Raw genomic sequence first — 17,415 nt, 5'->3', positions numbered from 1 at the left:
TCCCGCCGATGGGCCGCGCCAGGTTCGGACGTCTTTTGCAATGCATTGAGAGTTTGTTGTGAGCCAAGAATTTCTGCGCCCTTTGTCTGAACTGCCGGTTCCCCGGAATCTGCTGGGCGTGCTGACCGATATCGACGACACGCTGACCACCGAGGGCGTGGTGCCCGAGCATGTGGTGGCCGCCATCGCGCGCCTGAAGAATGCCGGCCTCAAGGTCGTGCCCATCACCGGTCGTCCCGTGGGCTGGAGCGTGCCGTTTGCCTCCGCCTGGCCCGTGGATTCCATCGTCGCCGAAAACGGCGCCGTGGCGCTGCGCCGCAATGCGCAAGGCACTCTGGACAAGCTCTACCAGCAGGGCGACGCTGAACGCGTCAGCAACTTTGCCCGCATGCAGCAGGTGCTGGAACAGATCGAGGCCAGCGTGCCCGGCGCCAATCGCGCCACCGACTCGGCTGGCCGCGAATGCGATATCGCCGTGGACCACAGCGAGTTCACGAACCTGCCCCAGGCACGGATCGATGAATGCGTGGCCATCATGAAGGCGGCGGGCATGAACGCCACCGTCAGCTCCATCCACATCAACGGCTGGTTCGGCGAGCACAACAAGCTAGAAGGTGCGCGCTGGATTGTGCGCGAGCTGTTCGACATAGCCCTGGACGCCACGCTGGACCAGTGGATCTATATCGGCGACTCGACCAATGACCAGCTGATGTTCCAGAACATGCCCCTGTCCGTAGGTGTGGCCAATATCGAGCGCTTTGTGCCACAGCTCAAGCACCTGCCCCGCTATGTGACGCAAGCCGAACGCGGCGATGGCTTTGTGCAGCTGGCCGAGCATATTCTGGCATCTCAAAAATAAGAGCATCCTGCGCTTTATGACAAATGGTTTCAGCATTCAATTGATCTGAAACCTAGTCAAAGCAAGCGCTGACAGCTCTCAAAATCAAGGCCCGCAGGCTCTTGCGCTGCGGGCTTTTTTATTGCGCCACCCATCGTGAACGACGATGGGATTGCGCGTACAAGACGACCCCTGTCTCGTGGTTAACCCATGGTTGGCACTCACTACAATTTTTGATTCATTTCAAAACATGTCAGAGAGACCAACACCATGCGCATGATTCGCCGCACTTTTGTCGCCACTGCCGTGGCCGCTACTGCCACGCTGACCGCAGGCACTGCTTTTGCCCAAGGCAAGGAAGTCAAGATCGGCTATGCGCTGGCCGTGAACTCGCACTATGGCGCGGCTGCCAACGCCTGGGCCGAAGGCGTGGAAAAAGGCACCAACGGTGCCTACAAGTTCAAGCAGTTCCCCGCCTCCGCACTGGGTGGTGAGCGCGAGCTGATCGAAGGCCTGCAGCTGGGCACCGTGGAAGCGGCCATCGTCTCCACCGGCGCCTTGAGCAACTTCGTACCCGACGTGGGCGTGGTGGACATTCCCTTCCTGTTCCGTGACACCCAGCACGCCCGCGCCGTGATGGATGGCGCCTTCGGCCAGGAACTGCTGGCCAAGTTCCAGAAACGCGGCCTCGTGGCCCTGGCCTGGGGCGAGCAGGGCTTTCGCCACCTGAGCAACAACAAGCATGCGGTCAACAGCGTGGCCGACCTCAAGGGCCTGAAGATCCGTGTGACCGAGAACCCCGTGCACATCACGGCCTTCCGCACGCTGGGCGCATCGCCCACGCCCATGTCCTGGCCCGAAGTGATCGGTGCGCTGCAGCAGGGCACGATCGACGGCCAGGAGAACCCCATCTCCGTGCTGAGCTCGGCCAAGCTCTGGCAAGTGCAAAAGCATCTGACGCTGACTTCGCATGTCTACGCCCCCATGGCCTTGATCGTCTCGCCCTCGTTCTGGGGCTCGCTGAATGCCGCCCAGAAGACGGCCTTCACCGAAGCCGCCAAGAAGGGCGCCCTGGCTTCGCGCGCCTTTGTGGACAGCGTGGAGAAAAAGGGCGTGGAAGAAGCCAAGGCCAATGGCATGAAGGTCGTGGAGAAGGTGGATCAGACCGCTTTCCGCACCGCGCTTGAGCCCGCCTACAAGGAATACGCCAAGAAGTTCGGCCAGAAGACCCTGGACTCCATCACTGCCGTCAAGTAAGCCCGCAGCAGGCCAATAGGGTCTGCTGTTTTCCATCTCATCGGGCAAGGCCTGCCTTTGCCCGGCTGCGGTCAGCACGAATGGACTTGCGCCAATTCCTGCCGATGATGAAGCAGCCCTCAACTTCGTGACGCAGCCGGCTCGGGTGGCTTTCCTTGCTGCTTTGGCTGCTCACCCCCACTCCTATGCTTGATCGTATCGAACGCATTCTTGTGGCCGGCAATCGCTGGCTGCTGATCTTGCTGCTGCTGGCCATGGCCTGCATCGTCTTTGCCAATGTGGTGCTGCGCTACACCACGGGCGACTCCATCGTCTGGGCCGAGGAAGTGGCCCGCCACATGATGATCTGGGTCACCTTCCTGGGCGCGGGCCTGGTGCTGCGCTTTGGCGGCCATGTGGCCATCGACAATCTGCACCGCGCCGTCGGCACACGCAGCGCGCAGATCATTCGCGGCATCGTCGTGGTCAGCCTGGCCCTGTTCTTTGTCGTGATGACCGTGACCTCGTCGCAATATGTCTATGCCACGCGCTTTCAGACCACGGCCGCCACGGACATCCCAATCTCCTATATCTACGGCGCCATGCCCGTGGGCTTTGTGCTGATGCTGATTCACCTGCTGTTCATTGCGCGCAGCTATATCGCCGCAGGCAGCTTCGCCGAGTCCGACGAAATGGACGCCGATGCAGCCGCATCGATATGAAACACCCCCTGAGTCGCTGCGCGCCTTCCCCCTGAAAGGGGGACGACAGCCTAGCTGCGGGGCGGCGCGGCCGGCCCAGGCCCTTGCTCGCTGTCTCTGGCTTGGGTCAGGCCAGTTTTATGCATTGCGCCACGAATCACTGATCGGTTGAAACATCATGGGTATCACTTTATTTGTTGCCATCGTCGTCCTGCTCACGCTGGGCTTTCCGGTGGCGTTTGCGCTGGCCATCTCGGCAGCCCTTGCAGTCTTTGTCGGCGGACGTTATCCACAGCTGATCGTCTTCAAGGAAATGTTCACGGGCATAGACAGCTTTCCGCTGATGGCCGTGCCCTTCTTCATCCTGGCAGCCGAGCTGATGTCGGGCGGCGCACTCACGCATGTGCTGCTGCGCTTTGCGGCCCAGTTTGTCGGCCATCTGCGTGGCGGCCTGGGCTATGCCAATGTGCTGTCGCTGACGCTGTTCTCGGGCATCTCGGGCTCGGCCCTGGCCGACGCGGCCGGTCCCGGCTCCATGATGGTCAAGATGATGGACAAGGCCGGCTACAGCCGTCCCTACGCGGCCGCGCTGACGGCCAGCACTGCCATCGTCGGCCCCATCATCCCGCCCTCGGTCAGCATGATCATCTATGCGCTGCAGGACGAGCATGTCTCGGTCGGCGGCCTGTTCATGGCCGGCTTCATCCCCGGCATCCTGATCGCGCTGGCCATGGCGGCAGTGAACTGGTGGGTGTGCAAGAAGCGCGACTACCGCTCTACCGAGCCCCGCCCCAGCGCGCGCGAAATGTGGGTCAACAGCTTCAAGGCCATTCCGGCGCTGCTGCTCATCGTGCTCATCGTGGTCGGCATCCGCTTCGGTATCTTCACGCCCACCGAGGCTTCGGTGGTCGCCGTGTTCTATGCGCTGATCTGCGGCAAGTGGATTTACCGCACGCTGCAATGGTCGGCCGTGCCCGGCATTCTGGCCCGTTCGGCCATGCTCACGGCCTCGGTGCTGCTGGTCATGGCCACCTCGGCGGCCTTTGCCTGGGTGCTGACCGTGGAAGGCATTCCGCAATACCTGTCCGAGCTGATCGTGAGCTGGGAACTCTCGCCCACCATGTTCCTGATTGCCGTGAACATTCTGCTGCTGGTCTTCGGCATCTTCATGGAGCCGCTGCCCGGCGTGATGATTCTGGTGCCCATACTGGCGCCCATCGCCTTCACCCTGGGCATAGACCCCACGCACTTTGCCATGGTGGTGATCGTCAACCTGACGCTGGGCATGATCACGCCGCCCGTGGGCGGCCTGCTGTTCGTGACCTCGGTGGCCACACGTGTCTCCATCACCGATCTCACGCGCGAGATGCCGCTGTTCCTGCTGGCCCACTTCGTCGTGCTATGCATGCTGACCTTCATCCCCGCACTGTCGACCTGGCTGCCGCATACGCTGGGCTTCCAGTAAGCATCACCGCGTCCAGACAAAAAGGCTGACTTATGGCAGCCTTTTTTCATCGCCGGGCCGCCCCAAGATGAAAAAGCTGCCCCCTTGGGGGCAGCGACCACACGAAGTGGGGAGCATGGGGGTCATTTTTCATGCCGGCAGGAAATCTGCAATCGTTCCAGCGACCATCTTCCGGACAATGAGCTGATTCACGTTGCCACGGGTATCCTCATGAAAAAACTGCTGCTGCCCTTTGCGCTGCTCACCTGCCTGAGCCCTCTGGCCTCGGCCATTCAACGCTGTGAAAGCGGTGGCCGCATCTGGTATCAGGATACAGCCTGCCCGGCAGGCAGCAGCAGCGCCAGCATTGCGCCCGCGCCCCCTTTGCAGAACGCACCGCTATCGGGCAGCGGCCATGTCGTCTCCATCCCTCAGGAGCCCAGCCAGCCTCTGCCGCCGCCACCGAACCATCTGCCCGCATCGGTCTACGAACACGAAGCCCGGCTCTGCCTGGACTGGTACAAAAAGCAGATGCAGCTGCCGCCCGATACCCAGTATCTGGACTACACCAAGGACAAGCGGGTGCTGACCATCACCATTCCCGTGCGCTTCTCCACCATGAATCAATGGGGAGCTTTTTCCGAGGGCGCAGCCAACAAGCAAGCCTCCTGCGAAATCCATAACAACCGCCTGGACGATGCCTGGACCCGCATCCATGCCCAGCGCGGTGGCTGGATGCAGTGACCTGGGCTTCTGCGTGTCAGGCGAGCGCTTCCTCGTCGGCTGCAGGCCACCAGGCCACGGCTGCTGCGTGGCTTTGCGCCAAGGACAGCGAAGCACAGCTCATACCTGTCAACCGGGCCTGCAGCTCTGCACTCCATTCCACCAGGCCCAGTCCCGCGCATTTGAGCTGTGCCTCCTGCTGCGCCCAGGCGCCTGCAAACTCTTCAAAAAACAGAGCACCTTCCGCAGTATCCGAAAGCATCTCAACCACTTTTGGCGGCAAGAAAAGCCGAGCCACTGCTTCGAGCTCTGCACGGGGCATGCCTTCATCCACGGCCTGAATATCCACTCCCACCGCGCCCCCCCGGTGCCAGGCCAGCAGCGCCAGCCCCGGCGCATGGCTGATGGAGCAATGCAGCTCATCCAGCCGTTGTCCGTGCAGTCGCAATCGCGGTGGCTGGTTGCGAAGATTGCTGATCTCCAGCTCGGCCTCGGCACAGCCCAGCTCCAGCGCCAGACAGCTGCGCAGCGCTGCCCTGGCCTGCAGCCGGGCACTGTCGCGATCCCGAGCATCCAGACCCTTCACCAGCCGCAACCGAGGCCATCCGACCGGTGCCTCGCCCACAAGCTCGCAGGTCTGGATCTGCATCATGCAGGCTGCCGCATGGGCGCTGCGGGAGCCCCCTCCCAGCGGGTGCGGGCTGGCAGGGCTTCGCCCTTCATCACCAGCGTCAGCGGGCCCAGTTGCACATCGTCACCCACGCTTGCGCTGTAAAGCACGGTGCAGCGCGCGCCCATGGTCACGCGCTTGCCGATGACCACATGGTCGATCTTCATCACCCGGTCTTCAAACAGATGGGTCTGCGGACAGCACAGTGCATTGAGTTCGCTGTGCTCGCCTATGGTCACGCAGTCATGCTCGGTGATGTCCGTGGTATCCAGCCAGGCGCTGGCGGCAACCCTGCTGCCCATCAGATTCATGGCCAGCGGCAGCCAGGGTGTGCCGCGCAGATAGCGCAGAAAGTTGGGGATGGCCAGGCCTTCGTACATATTGGTCGCAGCCTCGGAGAGCCAGACAAACGGCGTCCACATGGGCACGGCGGTCTTGGCATAGCGCCTGACGGCAAGCCATTTGAACAAGGCCACGACGAAGAAGGCCACCATGCCGAAGATGATGCCGGCCACGGCCAGATCCAGCACCACGGCGCCCCAGCGCCCTTCGGATGCCAGCGGCATCGCATCAAGCACAATCGCATAGCCGACGGCAATGACGACCGCATGAGGAACGGCAATGCGCGCAGCCTCCACCAGACCGCGCCCCAGCCGCCGCCAGGGCGATGGCGCAAAGGTCAGATGCTCTGGGTAGCCCTGGGCCACTTCACGGGCAGCGAGGTTGATGGCCGGAGAGCCCAGCCAGGTGTCGCCGTCTTTCATATCGGCATTGCGCGGCACGGCCGTCATGACGCCGATGAGCACGTTTTCGGGAATGGTCGAGCCGTCGGGCACATAGGCTCCGTTGCCGATGAAGCTGCGGCGCGAGACCACCGTGGGCTTGACCGTCATCCAGCCGCCATCGATCTGCTCGTCGCCCAGCATCACCGCATCGGCCACAAAGCATTCGTCGCCCAGGGTCAGCATATCGGGCACCACGCCCAGCGCGGTGGACAGCTCGGTCTGCTTGCCCACCTTGGCACCCAGCAGCCTGTACCAGGTCGATGAATACACGGTGGCATAGATGCCATGCAGCGTGCCCAGGCTCGCCTCCTGAATCTGGTTGACCATCCACTTGCCCAGATAGCGGCCGCTGTGTACCGACCAGGTACCGGCCTTGGTTCTGGGCAGGAACAGATAGCGCACCAGCGCCGCCACCAGCACCGTGCAAGCCACCAGCACCAGGCTGGATGGCAGAGCCAGCATGAAGAATTTGAGCAGGCGCAGGATAAAGGCTCCGCCCGCATCGACCACCCCCTGCTCCAGCAAGGGACGTACGGAAATGGCGTCGATATCCAGTATGTCGATCAGCATGAAGGTTGGAAACACCGGCATGAAGAACAGGGTTGCCACCAGCAGCCCGCCAAGGACGTAGGCCAGCATCTCCAGCCCCTGGCGAAGCAAGCTGGCCGTCTGCCGGGGCTCCAGGCTGGCGGGGTCAAAAACGCCTTTGGCACGCGCGGGCGAGCCCGCCCACACGCTGCGCGCGGGCTGTACCGAGCCATCCGCCAGAGCGGACTGGCCCTCAAGATGCGCCCAATCTTCAAGCCGGCTATTGCCCTCTATCACCACATACGAGCCTATGCAGACTTCGTTGCCGATCTCGATGCGGCCCAGCACCAGCTCGCCGCCTTCGACGCGCGCGTTTTCCAGATTCACGGCATTGCCTATGCTTGCGCCGTCGCCGATGCTCAGCAGGTCGGGCGCGCGCACCGTCATCGACCCCAGATTGGTCTCACGCCCCACCTTGGCGCCCAGGGCACGCAGCCATAGCGGGTGCAGCGAGGAGCCCGTGATCATGGCAATCGGCACCGCTTCCACCAGACGGTCGGCAAACCACCAGCGGAAATAGGTCAGCCCCCATAGCGGGTAACGCCCGGGCTTGAGGCGCCCGGCCACCAGCCATTTGCCGGCCCAGGCGATGGCGAATTCGGCCAGCGTGGCAACAGCAAAGGCCAGCACCGACATGGCCACGGCAAACCAGACTGAATCGCTCTCGTCGCCGGTGAAGAAGTGGTAGGTGAAGAACGGTGCCAGCCACTGCGCCATCTTGATCAACACCAAGAGCGGAATCGCCACCGACTGCGCCGCACCGCAGCGCCAGCGCCGCCACGCCGAATGAATGCGGAAGGGACGCTGTTGCTCGGCAGCACCGCCCACCGTCATGGCGGCCTGCAAGGCCTCGGCAATCAGGCCCACCTTGCGCTGCTGATAGACCGTGCTGACGGTGGCTTGTGCAAAGCGTGGATCGGCACGCAGCAGCGATGTCAAACGTGCGGCGAACAGCGAATGCCCGCCAAGATCGCTGAAAAAGTCCTGGCTGCGCCGAATCGCCTGCCCCGGGAAAATCTGCGCCAGCGCTGCAAACAGCACTTGCTCAGCCTCTGTCTGCGGCGTATCGGAGTCCGTGGGAGCTGCAGCCTGGGACAGCTCCATGGCCTTGAGAGCCTTGCGATCGATCTTGCCCGAGGTCAGGCGCGGCATCTCGGCCAGCACCTCGAAACGCGCGGGCACCATATAGGGCGGCAGGCGGTCGGCCAGCGCAGCGCGCAGCTGATTGGCGGTACAGGGCTCGTCGGTGGGTACATAGAAGGCCACCAACTGATCCATGCCATCGTCACGGCGCAATAGCACCGCCGTCGTTCCCACGCCAGGCTGCTGGGCCAGCACGGCCTCGATCTCGCCCAGCTCCACACGGAAGCCGCGAATCTTGATCTGGTCGTCGGCACGGCCCAGGCAGTGAATCTGCCCCTGCTCGTCAATACGGGCCAGGTCGCCGGTGCGGTACAGGCGGGTGTCATGCGGACCGTTGGCCCAGGGGTTGCTCAGAAACTTCTCTGCCGTCAGCTCGGGCCGCCCCAGATAACCTGCTGCCACGCCGGGGCCGGTAATGCACAGCTCGCCCACTTCGCCCTGAGGCAGGCCTATCAGCTTGGGCGCCGTACCAGCCGGAAAGCTGTCGGCCTCTATCACCTGCACCACGACCAGGCTGTAATTGGGCAGCGGCGTCCCAATCGTCACAGGCTCGCCCGCCTTGAGTTCGGCCAGGCTGGCGGACACCGTGGCCTCGGTAGGCCCATAGGTATTGAACATCTGACGCGAGGCGTTGGCCCAGCGCGCCACCAGCGACTCCGGACACATCTCGCCGCCAAGGTTGATGAGGCGCAGATTCGGCACATCCTGCGCGAACAGCGCCAGCAGCGTGGGCACGGCATGCAGCACCGTGACCTGCTGCTCCATCAGCGCGCGCGGCAGGGCCTCGGGGTCGCCGGCGATCTCGCGCGGCGCCAGCCACAGCGTGGCACCTACAAGATAGCTGATCCAGATCTCCTCGAACGACATGTCGAAGGCCACCGAGAAGCCCTGGTAGACCTTGTCATCCCGGCGCACGCCCAGGCGCGCGTTCTCGCTGCGCAGAAAGTGGCAGATGCTGCCCTGGGTGATAGCTATGCCCTTGGGCTTGCCGGTGGAGCCGCTGGTGTAGATCACATAGGCCGGATGCTCGGGCAAAGCGCCTTCGCGGCGGCGCAATGGCGCTTCTGCCGGCAGCGCCGCAAGCAGCTCCGCCTCGGTGAATATCTGCGCTGAAATATCGGCTTGCGCCTGTACATCCTGCGTCCTGCGCTCTGCAATCAATAGCGCCTTGGCACTGGCGTCCTCCAGGCAGGTGGCAATGCGCTCCAGCGGAGTTTCGGCATCGAAGGGCAACCAGGCCGCGCCGGTCTTGGCAATGGCCAGCTGCAAGGTCAGGAGTTCGATGCCCCGCGGCAGCCACAGGCCCACCATGTCGCCGGGGCGTATGCCGGCCTCGATCAGCCTATGTGCGGCACGGCTGGCATCGCCATCCAGCTCGGCATAGCTGCGCTGCCTCAGCTGCTCGCCCTGCCCTTCGATCAACGCAATCTGCTCTGGATGGGCCAGGGCAGTTGCTTCAAAAATATCGGCCAGCACCTCCTGGCACAAAAAATCCAGCCTCTCGGGCCCGCGCAAAACAATGGTGTCGGACATGGCATCAACGGCTTACCCGGTGCAACCTTGCATCCGAACCTAGTGGCGCCGCTCTTCTCTGCCCGCCATTATTGACTTTGGGCGTGGCCTGGGCAGTTGCTGACAGCCGCATTGCGCAATATTTACATTGATGGAGGCGGCTCCCCGGAAATGTGTGGATATTGCGCAACCATTGCCTGACGGTCTTAGCCCTAGGCAGTACGCGCCAGCACGGGCGCCAGCGCCTTGCCGGTATGGGTTGCGGCCAGCACCAGATCCTCGGGCGTGCCGGCCGCGACGATACGGCCGCCGTCCCTGCCGCCTTCGGGGCCCAGGTCGATGATCCAGTCGGCCTCGGCGATCACGTCGAGGTCGTGCTCGATCACGATCACGCTGTGGCCCGCGTGGACCAGGCGATGCAGCACGCGGATCAGCTTGTCCACGTCGGCCATGTGCAGGCCTACCGTGGGCTCGTCGAGCACGTACAGCGTGTGCGGCGCCTTCTGGCCGCGCCGGGTCACGTCGTCGCGCACCTTGGTCAGTTCGGTCACCAGCTTGATGCGCTGGGCCTCGCCGCCCGAGAGCGTGGGCGAAGGCTGACCCAGAGTCAGATAGCCCAGGCCCACGTCCTTCAAGAGCTGCAGCGGGTGGGCGATGCTGGGCATGGAGGCGAAGAACTCCACGGCCTCGTCGACCTCCATCTGCAGCACATCGCCAATGCTCTTGCCGCGCCAGGTCACGGCCAGGGTCTCGGGATTGAAGCGTGCGCCGTGGCAGACCTCGCAAGGCACTTTCACATCGGGCAGAAAGCTCATCTCGATGGTGCGCATGCCCTGGCCTTCACAGGCCGGGCAGCGGCCTTCGCCGGTGTTGAACGAGAAGCGCCCGGCCGCATAGCCGCGCGCCTTGGCCTCCAGCGTCTCGGCGAACAGCTTGCGGATGGTGTCCCAGAAGCCGATGTAGGTGGCCGGGCAGGAGCGCGGCGTCTTGCCGATCGGCGTCTGGTCCACCTCGAGCACGCGGTCCACGGTCTCGAAGCCCTGCAGGCCCTTGCAGCCCACCAGCGGCGGCGCCTTGCCGGCATCCATCGCGTCGCGCCCGGCCTTGGTGGCGCGCTGGCCCACCCAGGCCGCCACATTGGCCAGCAGCACGTCGCGCGCCAGGGTGGACTTGCCCGAGCCCGAGACGCCCGTCACCGCCACCAGCCGCTCCAGCGGCACGCGCGCATCCACGTTCTGCAGGTTGTGCATATGGGCGCCGAGCACGCTCAGCCACTTGAGCCCAGAGGATTCCGGCGCCGCTTCAACTTCCGTAGCAGCTGGCGCCTTCTTCTTGCGGGTCTTGGAGGCTTTTACCTCCGCAACGACCTCCTGCTCTGCGGCAGCCGCTTCCGTTTTCAGAGCAGTATCTGCCGCTGCGGGCGGCTCGCCCTCGCCCACCCAGCGGCGCGGCTGGAACGGATGGCGCATGGCATGCAGCAGATAGCGGCCCGTGACCGAATCCCCGGCCGCCATGATGTCGGCCGCCGTGCCCTGGGCCACCAGGCGCCCGCCGCGTATGCCGGCGCTGGGGCCGATGTCGATGATGTGGTCGGCGCGGCGTATGGTGTCCTCGTCGTGCTCCACGACGACCAGCGTATTGCCCTTGTCGCCGAGCTTGTGCAGGGCGTTGAGCAGGATCTGGTTGTCGCGCGCATGCAGGCCGATGGTGGGCTCGTCCAGCACGTAGCAGACCCCTTGCAGATTGCTGCCCAGCTGGGCCGCCAGGCGGATGCGCTGGGCTTCGCCGCCGGAGAGCGTGGGCGCGCCGCGGTCCAGCGTGAGATAACCCAGGCCCACTTCCTCGAGGAATTCAAGACGGCTCTGGATTTCGGGAATCAGGTCGCGCGCGATATCGCTTTCACGGCCCGACAACGCCAGCGCCTGTACCCAGCGGCGCACGTCGGACACGGACAGCCGGGCAATGTCGGTAATGCCCGTGCCGTGGAACTTCACCGCGCGCGCCGTGGGGTTCAGGCGCGTGCCGTGGCAGGTCGGGCATTCGACCTCGGCCAGGTCTTCCACCTCCTGGCCCTCGAACTTCACCTCGCGGCCGCGGTTGTCGTCGGCCAGCAGCGTGTCGTCATAGACCTTGCGCTGGTCCTTGCTCAGCTTCACGCCCGTGCCCACGCAGTCGGGGCACCAGCCATGCTTGCTGTTGTACGAGAACAGCCGCGGGTCCAGCTCGGCATAGCTGGTGGCGCAGACCGGGCAGGCGCGCTGGGTGGAAAACACCTGCAGATTGCCTATGCCCGCCGTGCTTTGCCCGCCCTGCATGGCCTCGGCCAAGTTCTCCAGACCCGAGAGCACGTGCAGCACGCCCTTGCCGATCTCCAGCGCCTGGCGCAGATGCGCGCGTACCTCGCCCTCGTTGGCGGCCGTCACCGTCACGCTGGCCACGGGCAGCTCGATGGTGTGCTCCTTGAAACGGTCGATGCGTGGAAAACCCGTAGTCGGCAGAAACTCGCCGTCCACGCGCAGATGCGTGTAGCCGCGCGGTCGCGCCCAGTCGGCCAGCTCGGTATAGACGCCCTTGCGGTTGACCACCAGGGGGCTCAGCAGGCCTATGGTCTGGCCGCGGAAGTTCGTCATCAGCTGGGCGGCAATGCTTTCCTCGGTCTGCGGCTGCACGATGGCATCGTCGTGGATGCAATGCTGCACGCCCAGCTTCACGTAGAGCAGGCGCAGGAAATGCCAGACCTCGGTGGTCGTGCCCACGGTGGACTTGCGTCCGCCGCGCGACAGACGCTGCTCGATGGCCACCGTGGGTGGAATGCCGTAGACCGCATCGACCTCGGGCCGCCCCGCGGGCTGCACGATGGAGCGCGCATAGGCATTCAGCGATTCGAGATAGCGGCGCTGGCCTTCGTTGAACAGGATATCGAAGGCCAGCGTGGACTTGCCCGAACCCGAAACGCCAGTCACCACGTTGAACTTGCCGCGCGGAACATCGACGCTGAGATTCTTGAGATTGTGCTCCTTGGCATTGACGATCTCGATCGCATTCTTGGCCTGCGGCGCCTGGCTGGCCCTGGCCTTGCGCTCGGGCTTGTAGAGCATGGGCGCCACCTCGCGCACGGCCTCGCCGCCCACGCCCATGGCCAGGTCGTACTCGCGCAGGGCCTGGGCCGTGTGCGAGCCGGGGGCGTGCCGCACGTCCTCGGGCGTGCCTTCGGCCACGACCAGGCCGCCGCCGTCGCCGCCTTCGGGGCCCAGGTCGATCAGCCAGTCGCTGGCGCGGATCACGTCGAGGTTGTGCTCGATCACGATCAGCGAATGGCCGGCCTCCAGAAGCTTCCTCAGCGCGCGCATAAGCTTGGCGATGTCCTCGAAGTGCAGGCCCGTGGTCGGCTCGTCGAACAGGAACAGCGTGCCCTTTTTGGCCAGCGACTGCTTGCTCTTGGACTGCGCCTTGGCCGCCTCGGCCAGGAAGCCCGCGAGCTTGAGGCGCTGCGCCTCGCCCCCGCTGAGCGTGGGCACGGGCTGGCCCAGCTTCACATACTCCAGGCCCACGTCGACAATCGGCTGCAGCGCACGGATCACGTCTCTATCCTGGGAGAAGAGAAGGGCCGCCTCGGCCACGGTGAGCTCCAGGACATCGGCCACGTTCAAGGCCCGGTCGCCGCGCTCTATCGTGATCTCGAGGATTTCGGGCCGGTAGCGCAAGCCGTTGCAGTCCGGGCAGCGCAGGTACACGTCCGAAAGGAACTGCATCTCCACATGCTCGAAGCCCGAGCCGCCGCAGGTGGGGCAGCGGCCGTCGCCGCTGTTGAAGCTGAACTTGGCGGCCGTGTAGCCGCGCTGGCGCGACAGCGGCGCCACCGCGAACAGCTCGCGGATCGCATCCCAAGCGCCCACATAGCTCACGGGATTGGAGCGCGCCGTCTTGCCGATGGGCGACTGGTCCACGAACATCACGTCGGCCAGATGGTCGGCGCCCATCAGGCGCTCGAACGCGCCCGCCGATTCGGTAGGCTTGCCGAAGTGGCGCATCAGCGCCGGCACCAGCACATCCTGGATCAGCGTGGACTTGCCCGAGCCCGAGACACCGGTGATGGTCACCAGGCGCTGCAGCGGGAACTCCACGCTGATGCCCTGCAGATTGTGTTCGCGCGCGCCTTCGAGGATCAGGCGCGGCGTGGATTCGGTCACCATGCGCTTGAAGCCGAAGCCCACTTGCTTGCGTCCGCCCAGGTAGGCGCCGGTCAGCGTGTCGGCCTGGCGCAGTTCCTCGGGCGTGCCGTCGAACACGATCTGGCCGCCGCGCGCACCGGGGCCCGGCCCCATGTCGATCATGCGGTCGGCCGCGAACATCACGGCCGGGTCGTGCTCCACCACCACCAGGGTGTTGCCCGCGTCGCGCAGGCGCTGCATGGCCTCGGTGATGCGCTCCATGTCGCGCGGGTGCAGGCCGATGGAAGGCTCATCGAGCACGAACAGCGTGTTGACCAGCGAGGTGCCCAGGGCCGTGGTCAGGTTGATGCGCTGCACCTCGCCGCCCGAGAGCGTGCGGCTTTGCCGGTCCAGCGTGAGGTAGCCAATGCCCACGTCGCACAGGTACTGCACGCGCGTCATGATCTCCTCGTGCAGCATGCGTAGCGCCTGTGCATCGCCATCGCTCCTGTCGGCCGCGGTGCCGGGCGCCAGCTGCGCGAAGAAATCGCGCAAGCGTGTGATCGGCAGGCGCATCAGGTCGTGCAGGCACAGGCCCGGCAGGCTGTCGAGCTGCTCGCGGCTCCAGCCCGTGCCCCGGGGCATGAAGCGCTGGTAGCGGCCCTCGGCGCCCTCGCCATGGGTGGACAGCACGCTGTCCGCCGCCTGCTTGCTGCCGATGCGCCACAGCAGGCTCTCGGTCTTGAGGCGCGCGCCGCCACAGGTCGGGCATTCGGTATAGCTGCGGTACTTGGACAGCAGCACCCGGATATGCATTTTGTAGGCCTTGCTCTCCAGGTATTCGAAGAAGCGCCGTATGCCGTACCAGGTCTGGTTCCACTTGCCGTTCCAGTTCGGCGAACCTTCGACGACCCAGTCCTTCTGCGCCTGGGTCAGCTTGGCCCAGGCCGTGTCGCGCGGAATGCCTTCGGCCTCGGCATGGCGCATCAGATCGTCCTGGATCTCCTTCCAGGCCGGCGTCTGCACGGGCTTGATGGCGCCGGTGCGCAGCGTGAGCTTGTCGTTGGGAATCACCAGACCCCAGTCCACGCCGATCACCCGTCCGAAGCCGCGGCAGGCCTCGCAGGCGCCCACGGCCGAGTTGAACGAGAACATGGACGGAATCGGCTCGTGATAGGACAGGTTGCTCTCGGGGCAATGCAGGCCTTGCGAGAATTTCCACAGCTCTGGCTCGGCCGCATCTGCCTCACCGCTTTCCGGCAGCACGTAAACCGTCAACCTGCCGCTGCCACGCTTGAGCCCGACTTCGATGGCCTCCATGGCCCGTGCGCGCTCTGCCTTGCCGAGACGAAAACGGTCGGCCACCACGTCAAGCACCTTGATCTTCTCGGGCGCCGCCTTGGCCTTCTTCGCACCCTTGGCGGGCACTTCGCCGGCCCGCAGTACCTCTCCCGCGTGGCGCTCCACTTCGCGCTCGGCCTGCACCTTGGTGAAGCCGCTGGCCGACAGCCATTGCTCCACTTCGGCCGGCGACGTGTTGGCTGGCAACTCGACCGGGAAGGTGATGGCGATGCGCGGATCGCCCGCCGCCGCGCAGCGCCGGGCCAGCTCGGCGTAGATGGTCTCGGGCGTGTCGTGACGCACCAGCTGGGCCGTCTCGCGGTCGAACAGCTGGGTGGCGCGCGCGAACAGCAGCTTGAGGTGGTCGTTGAGCTCGGTCATCGTGCCCACCGTGGAGCGCGAATTGCGCACCGGATTCGTCTGGTCGATGGCGATCGCGGGCGGCACGCCTTCGACCTTGTCCACGGCCGGCTTGTCCATGCGGTCCAGGAACTGGCGCGCATAGGCCGAGAATGTCTCGACATAGCGGCGCTGGCCTTCGGCATACAGGGTGTCGAACACCAGGCTGGATTTGCCCGAACCGCTGGGCCCTGTCACCACCGTGAGCTCGCCGGTGCGGATGTCGATATCCAGATTGCGGAGATTGTGCTGGCGTGCACCACGGATGCGAATCAGGCCCTGCGTCATAGTGTTTGGTCTTCAGTAGAGGCCAAACATTCTAGGCAGTCTTGCCAAGCACCTGAGGCTGGCACGTGATTGCCCAACGCATTTCCAATGCGAGCCTGGAGCAGCGTGACGGATTTACTTGGGCTGGCTCGGTATCTTCAACATGCTTTCCACTCAGACATCCGCTGCGACCCACCTCGAGATGGCGAGCTGCAAGCCAATCACAGCCTCACCTCGGGGCATATTCATTCATCGAAGAAACCGGGTATCGGCTACAACGCCCAAGAAAAAACCCCATGCCTTGCGACATGGGGTATGAACTTGGAGTAATGGTCTGCATTATCAGCTGCAGCTGCTGGAGACACCGCTTACGCGGTGCACAAATTAGAAGGCGTGACGCACACCCAGAGCGAAGGAACTGAAGTCAGCACCACGAACGCCAGAGCCGTACGAAGAATTGGCACCGTTATTCACACGAGTGTAGTAACCGTACACCTTGGTGCGCTTGCTCAGGTTGTAGTTGTAGCCCAGCGTGTACTGAGTACCAGCGGAGTTGGACAGCTCGCTCCAGCTGTTGGCACGACCGGCGTTCAGGTGGAACTCGGATGCGCCCATGGTGTACATGGCAGACAGGCGGAAATTATTACGCGAACCCAGCAGGTTTTCGTCGTTACGCTGATAGTAGCCGCCGAAAGTCAGCTGACCAAGGGTGTACAGACCGCGCACAGACGCCTGCCAGTTGCCGTCCCAGCGGCTGTAGCCTGCACCCAGATGCAGAGGGCCTTGGCTGTAGTTCGCAGCCAGATCGTAGCCGTTCTTGCTGTTGGTACTTGCAGCCTTTTCGTGCAGGGAAACCGAACCTTCGGCCCAGAAACCACCCATGGAAGGAGTGCGGTAAGCAACCTTGTTGCCAGTACCAACGCCGCCGGCACCGCCTTGGCCACCAGCCGAAGCACCCATCCAATTAGGATCTTGGTACAGGGCATCACTGGAAGTGCCGGTATCGTGGTTGTGCATGCTGACATAGTCAGCAGAAGCAAAGTACGACTCGGGGAAGAAGTTGCCCAGACGCAGCATACCGAAGTTGCCGGACAGATTCAGTTCGCTTTGACGACCGAAGAAGGTCGATGCAGCAGCACCAGTATCAGAACTGAAGCCACTTTCCAGAATGAAGCCAGCCTTCAGGCCTCCACCCAAATCCTCGGTACCACGGATGCCCCAACGCGACGCGTTGTTCTCCATCTTGGTGTTGTTCACATCACCAATCTTCTGACGCTCGACAGTGGTGTTGATACGGCCATACAGCGTCACGCTGCTCTGTGCCATGGCAGTAGTTGCGCCCATCACTGCCAGTGCGGCCAGAGCGATGCGAGTCATCTTGGTCATTGAGTGCTCCTGATCTTGAAATATGTTGTGCACCGCATTGGCTTGTAGGTTTGTGGCCCCCTCGCGGCTAGGAGCAATTCTAGGTGCGCACCTTGGAAAAGCTTGATTTGCGTCTCAAAAAAATGAGTGTTTGATGCTTTGTTGCCACACTACTGAAACACCGCAGCAATATGGCAAAAGCCCGCGAGCTTGCGCTGCGCGGGCCTTGGTGAGCAGGCCGCGGGAACTGCG

The 17,415-nt window shown here is 63.9% G+C and carries 9 protein-coding genes; 5 read left to right on the top strand and 4 right to left on the bottom strand.

Annotation, left to right across the window (positions count from 1 at the left end; translation table 11 throughout):
- Window positions 1–58 precede the first annotated feature (58 nt).
- The 5 genes from QMY55_RS02880 to QMY55_RS02860 all read left to right on the top strand — a co-directional run bounded on the left by QMY55_RS02880 (window position 59) and on the right by QMY55_RS02860 (window position 4,963).
- Window positions 59–859, top strand: a complete 801-nt coding sequence (locus tag QMY55_RS02880; protein WP_283487202.1) for an HAD-IIB family hydrolase — start codon at window positions 59–61, stop codon at window positions 857–859.
- Window positions 860–1,108: 249 nt separating this feature from the next.
- Window positions 1,109–2,095 carry a TRAP transporter substrate-binding protein gene (locus tag QMY55_RS02875; protein WP_283487201.1) on the top strand — a complete coding sequence of 329 codons (987 nt, stop codon included), beginning with the start codon at window positions 1,109–1,111 and terminating at the stop codon, window positions 2,093–2,095.
- Between the two features lie 185 nt (window positions 2,096–2,280).
- Window positions 2,281–2,796, top strand: coding sequence for a TRAP transporter small permease (locus QMY55_RS02870; RefSeq protein ID WP_283487200.1), 516 nt, complete (start codon window positions 2,281–2,283; stop codon window positions 2,794–2,796).
- 157 nt (window positions 2,797–2,953) lie between these two features.
- The gene (locus QMY55_RS02865; RefSeq protein WP_283487198.1) at window positions 2,954–4,240 is read left to right on the top strand and encodes a TRAP transporter large permease; all 1,287 of its coding nucleotides are present in this window, start codon (window positions 2,954–2,956) and stop codon (window positions 4,238–4,240) included.
- A 210-nt stretch (window positions 4,241–4,450) separates the two neighbouring features.
- Complete coding sequence (locus QMY55_RS02860; protein WP_283487197.1) at window positions 4,451–4,963, top strand: hypothetical protein; 513 nt, start codon at window positions 4,451–4,453, stop codon at window positions 4,961–4,963.
- A gap of 16 nt (window positions 4,964–4,979) precedes the next feature.
- On the opposite strand, the gene QMY55_RS02855 is transcribed toward QMY55_RS02860, so the two are convergent.
- The 4 genes from QMY55_RS02855 to QMY55_RS02840 form a co-directional block, all read right to left on the bottom strand.
- Complete coding sequence (locus QMY55_RS02855; protein WP_283487196.1) at window positions 4,980–5,594, bottom strand: 4'-phosphopantetheinyl transferase family protein; 615 nt, start codon at window positions 5,592–5,594, stop codon at window positions 4,980–4,982.
- Complete coding sequence (locus QMY55_RS02850) at window positions 5,591–9,661, bottom strand: Pls/PosA family non-ribosomal peptide synthetase (RefSeq protein ID WP_283487195.1); 4,071 nt, start codon at window positions 9,659–9,661, stop codon at window positions 5,591–5,593. The genes QMY55_RS02855 and QMY55_RS02850 overlap by 4 nt, the downstream gene beginning before the upstream one ends.
- 191 nt (window positions 9,662–9,852) lie before the next feature.
- Complete coding sequence (locus tag QMY55_RS02845) at window positions 9,853–15,819, bottom strand: excinuclease ABC subunit UvrA (RefSeq protein WP_283487194.1); 5,967 nt, start codon at window positions 15,817–15,819, stop codon at window positions 9,853–9,855.
- A gap of 363 nt (window positions 15,820–16,182) precedes the next feature.
- A complete protein-coding gene (locus QMY55_RS02840; protein WP_283487193.1) occupies window positions 16,183–17,184 on the bottom strand; it encodes a porin in 1,002 nt (333 codons plus the stop codon).
- Window positions 17,185–17,415: the final 231 nt, after the last annotated feature.

The organism is Comamonas resistens, assembly GCF_030064165.1.
GTDB classification, from domain to species: Bacteria; Pseudomonadota; Gammaproteobacteria; order Burkholderiales; family Burkholderiaceae_C; genus Comamonas; species Comamonas resistens.
This window is presented reverse-complemented; position numbering and strand designations above follow the sequence as displayed.

Excerpts from the sequence above, each read along its gene's own strand:
- QMY55_RS02875 (WP_283487201.1), top strand. The coding sequence starts at position 1,109 with ATGCGCATGATTCGCCGCACTTTTGTCGCCACTGCCGTGGCCGCTACT.
- QMY55_RS02870 (WP_283487200.1), top strand. The coding sequence starts at position 2,281 with ATGCTTGATCGTATCGAACGCATTCTTGTGGCCGGCAATCGCTGGCTG.
- QMY55_RS02865 (WP_283487198.1), top strand. The coding sequence starts at position 2,954 with ATGGGTATCACTTTATTTGTTGCCATCGTCGTCCTGCTCACGCTGGGC.
- QMY55_RS02860 (WP_283487197.1), top strand. The coding sequence starts at position 4,451 with ATGAAAAAACTGCTGCTGCCCTTTGCGCTGCTCACCTGCCTGAGCCCT.
- QMY55_RS02855 (WP_283487196.1), bottom strand. The coding sequence starts at position 5,594 with ATGATGCAGATCCAGACCTGCGAGCTTGTGGGCGAGGCACCGGTCGGA.
- QMY55_RS02850 (WP_283487195.1), bottom strand. The coding sequence starts at position 9,661 with ATGTCCGACACCATTGTTTTGCGCGGGCCCGAGAGGCTGGATTTTTTG.
- QMY55_RS02845 (WP_283487194.1), bottom strand. The coding sequence starts at position 15,819 with ATGACGCAGGGCCTGATTCGCATCCGTGGTGCACGCCAGCACAATCTC.
- QMY55_RS02840 (WP_283487193.1), bottom strand. The coding sequence starts at position 17,184 with ATGACCAAGATGACTCGCATCGCTCTGGCCGCACTGGCAGTGATGGGC.